Here is a 2,880-nt window from a genome sequence, read left to right on the forward strand (position 1 = left end):
GTCATCGGGTATTGTTTCAACTCGCAAATTGTCGAATGGTACAACACCACTTCCGATTGCTTCACCCATGTACTCCCAACGATACCGCATCTCATTGCGTTGTTTCGCTGCTTCTGCCTCTTGTATAAATTGCTTTGATATATAAGGGTTATTCAAATACGTTGAATGATGAACAAATGTGTTCTCAGGTTGAAATGAAGTTTCGTACTTCTTGTTAACCCACGACTGCTTACGTTTAGGCGGGTTGTAACTGTAAAAAAACTTATAAAAAAGACCATCGCCCAATTCTCCACGTAAAAGTGAGTTAGTGATGGTTGTAACTTCATCTTCTGTCTTAAACTCTGCCAGCTCCTCAATCCACATAATCGAGAAAGGGAAACGACTGTCTTTCAATGATTTCAATCGTTCTGGGTTTTGTGCGCCCCTAAAGATAATACGGTTACCGCGAGGAATATATGTTATCTCCATCGGTGACACCTTAACCTTAAACAAGTGTGAAACTTTCTGTTGTTCAATCGCCCACTTGATTTGTTCAAATACCGATGTAGCTAACGTGTTATCTGTTTTACGCACAACAACAGCGTTCATCGGATAGCGCATGATTAGTTGTGTAATGATGATAGATATGTCGCTTGACTTACCACTACCACGTCCACCTTTAGCTACAATGTTAAGTTTGTTAGTGTCTCTAGTCGCTCGCCATAAATCATGGAAATGCTTAGGTATCAGTTCTGACAGATTAATCGATGTCGTCATTAAACGTCACCGCGCCATTTAAATTCATATCTTGTACATCAGTAAATAGTTTGTGGTGCTTACCTAAAAGTTCGAGTGCTTTGTTTTGATCACTGATTTTCGGTGGTTTAGATACCAATTGAACTTCCTCATCATAGACAAGTTGCATTCTGCCAGTGTCAGGATTCTCCTTGTAGTCCCCCGTTTTAGTGACGATGGCTTCGACCTCAGTATGTTCACCACGTGCAGTTTTAGTTAGTCGATACAGCACTTCTTTTCCACTCATTATATTTTCGTCAAAGAGCTGTTGCTCAACCCCTCTGATGTAATTCTTAATGTCATCATCTGTCAACAACCTTTGACCTTGTGAGCGAGCCGTTTTTTCACTATAACCAGCTTTAATCGCTGACTTAGTAGCATTTCCATAACACTCTGTGCCAGGTATAGCATACGCTTCTGCAAATGTTCTCTGTCGTTTATTCAATTCGTTCATCTCATTTACCACCAACTCTCACGGCTATACGCCTTTGTTTTGACATAATAAAAAGGCACCATACATTGTACGGCGCCTAGTGATTTTGTTTTGATGTTTATTTGAGTTGTACACTCATATCAGCACGCATCACGTACTCATATCAACATACAAGAAAGACGCCTCGAGGGCGCCTTCACGTTCATTTAATATCAATAAAGGAGACTAAGCATCAAAACCAAAAGGAATCATCGTTGTACATTTCTGTACATTAACATTGTTACACATAAAGTGACTTCATTTTTCCAACTTTTTTCCAGTGGCTAGTGAATCAACCCTAATTCGTCCGCCAACATCTTCAATATCCCTTTACGCAAGTCATATGCTGTACTCTTTGAAATGTAAATCTCATCAGCTACACCAGTTAAATTAAGCGTACGTGGTTTAGCAAAGTAGTATAGATCCATTAACTTACGTCCCTCGTCGCTCGTTTCGTTATACACAATCTCTATAGCAACTTTCAATCTAGTCAGTTGTGCCAGCCGTCTGTCATTCACAACACGTGTCGCTTTAATTTCTGTCACGCTCACGTTCGCACCTGAGCGACCTCCACCGATGTTCTCATCAATTTCGGTGTAAGGGTGTAACACTTCTTCACGCACTCTATTGATGTCCTTATCCATGTAAGGGTAATTACGCAACTCACTTTCCAAATAATTAATCGTTGACTTTCTCAATGACATTATTCATTGTCCCCCTTGTCGCCGAATAACTCTTTTCTTAAAACCTCTATTTCATAATCTTTTAACTTTAACTCACCTTGCAACTTCCCATTTTCAATCATGCTACCTACAAGCAAAAGCGATACGAATATTATTATGATAATAAGCCACATTAATCCGACACCTCCTCGCGTATATTGTTTAAGTCGATATGACCATAGTCGTTAAATGTGTCTACCTCGTCGTTAGCAGTTAAACGAATGTAATAGTAGTACACAATGTATAAAATCACTGCTATTGTGATGATGTATTTCATTTATTCGTCCCCCAAAATTTATTTCGGAAGTCCCTGACACCTTTGTTAGCTAAGCGGAAACTATTAATAAATACTTCTTTTTTATATTTACTCAACGCCTCTTCATTACTTTCTGCCTCCACAACAGTAAACGTTTGATTGTGCCGTGGTTTAACCACTTCCGTAAACGTTTGACCTGTTGAATCTGTGAATGTGGTGATTAGGTATTGAGTCATTTATTAAGCACCTCTTTCACTTTAGTTAGTATGTCTTTAGTATCCACTTGACCCGAACCCTTTTTCTCCTCTTGCTGACTCACTGTCGAACTCCTCCACTTGTTCTAACTCTGGCGTCCAGATAGGCACAATAACTAACTGTGCGAGTTTATCGCCTTTGTTGATTTGATAAGTACCAATCATAACTTCTTCTTTGTAATCTGAATCCACTTGAATAGTTTCGCCTGCAATATCTAAAGCCAAAGGGCTAAAACTGTATGAATCATAACTTGCTAGTGCCTCATTATCATTTTTAATATTAATCTTCATATTTCCATGAAACCTTGCATCAATTTTGCCTGTCTCGATAACAAGATGCGTCTTACTACTCACGCCACTTCTTGACGTTAATAGACCCACATATCCTTTAGGAATGTTTAC

Annotated in this window: 7 protein-coding genes; all 7 read right to left on the bottom strand. The window is 39.1% G+C overall.

The features are described from left to right. The coding region (locus CD138_RS12115) for a PBSX family phage terminase large subunit (protein ID WP_103265994.1) at nt 1–756 on the bottom strand (756 nt) is incomplete at its 3' end. Continuing rightward, nucleotides 740–1,228 carry a terminase small subunit gene (locus tag CD138_RS12120; protein ID WP_019168269.1) on the bottom strand — a complete coding sequence of 163 codons (489 nt, stop codon included), beginning with the start codon at nt 1,226–1,228 and terminating at the stop codon, nt 740–742. The genes CD138_RS12115 and CD138_RS12120, both read right to left, overlap by 17 nt. Nucleotides 1,229–1,530: 302 nt before the next feature. Then, the gene (locus CD138_RS12125; RefSeq protein ID WP_019168268.1) at nt 1,531–1,950 is read right to left on the bottom strand and encodes a DUF722 domain-containing protein; all 420 of its coding nucleotides are present in this window, start codon (nt 1,948–1,950) and stop codon (nt 1,531–1,533) included. Further along, nucleotides 1,950–2,102, bottom strand: coding sequence for a DUF1514 family protein (locus CD138_RS14320; protein ID WP_019168267.1), 153 nt, complete (start codon nt 2,100–2,102; stop codon nt 1,950–1,952). The genes CD138_RS12125 and CD138_RS14320 overlap by 1 nt, the downstream gene beginning before the upstream one ends. Continuing rightward, nucleotides 2,102–2,245, bottom strand: a complete 144-nt coding sequence (locus CD138_RS14325; protein ID WP_019168266.1) for a hypothetical protein — start codon at nt 2,243–2,245, stop codon at nt 2,102–2,104. The genes CD138_RS14320 and CD138_RS14325 overlap by 1 nt, the downstream gene beginning before the upstream one ends. After that, nucleotides 2,242–2,460: a DUF1381 domain-containing protein gene (locus CD138_RS14075; RefSeq protein WP_019168265.1), complete on the bottom strand. Its 219-nt coding sequence runs from the start codon at nt 2,458–2,460 to the stop codon at nt 2,242–2,244. The genes CD138_RS14325 and CD138_RS14075 overlap by 4 nt, the downstream gene beginning before the upstream one ends. Nucleotides 2,461–2,496: 36 nt before the next feature. Next, a partial coding sequence (locus tag CD138_RS12135) for a dCTP deaminase/dUTPase family protein (RefSeq protein ID WP_103265995.1) occupies nt 2,497–2,880 on the bottom strand: 384 nt, incomplete at its 5' end.

Origin of the sequence: Staphylococcus intermedius NCTC 11048, from assembly GCF_002902385.1 — a bacterium.
Lineage (GTDB): Bacteria > Bacillota > Bacilli > Staphylococcales > Staphylococcaceae > Staphylococcus > Staphylococcus intermedius.

Excerpts from the sequence above, each read along its gene's own strand:
- CD138_RS14075 (WP_019168265.1), bottom strand. The coding sequence starts at position 2,460 with ATGACTCAATACCTAATCACCACATTCACAGATTCAACAGGTCAAACG.
- CD138_RS14325 (WP_019168266.1), bottom strand. The coding sequence starts at position 2,245 with ATGAAATACATCATCACAATAGCAGTGATTTTATACATTGTGTACTAC.
- CD138_RS14320 (WP_019168267.1), bottom strand. The coding sequence starts at position 2,102 with ATGTGGCTTATTATCATAATAATATTCGTATCGCTTTTGCTTGTAGGT.
- CD138_RS12120 (WP_019168269.1), bottom strand. The coding sequence starts at position 1,228 with ATGAACGAATTGAATAAACGACAGAGAACATTTGCAGAAGCGTATGCT.
- CD138_RS12125 (WP_019168268.1), bottom strand. The coding sequence starts at position 1,950 with ATGTCATTGAGAAAGTCAACGATTAATTATTTGGAAAGTGAGTTGCGT.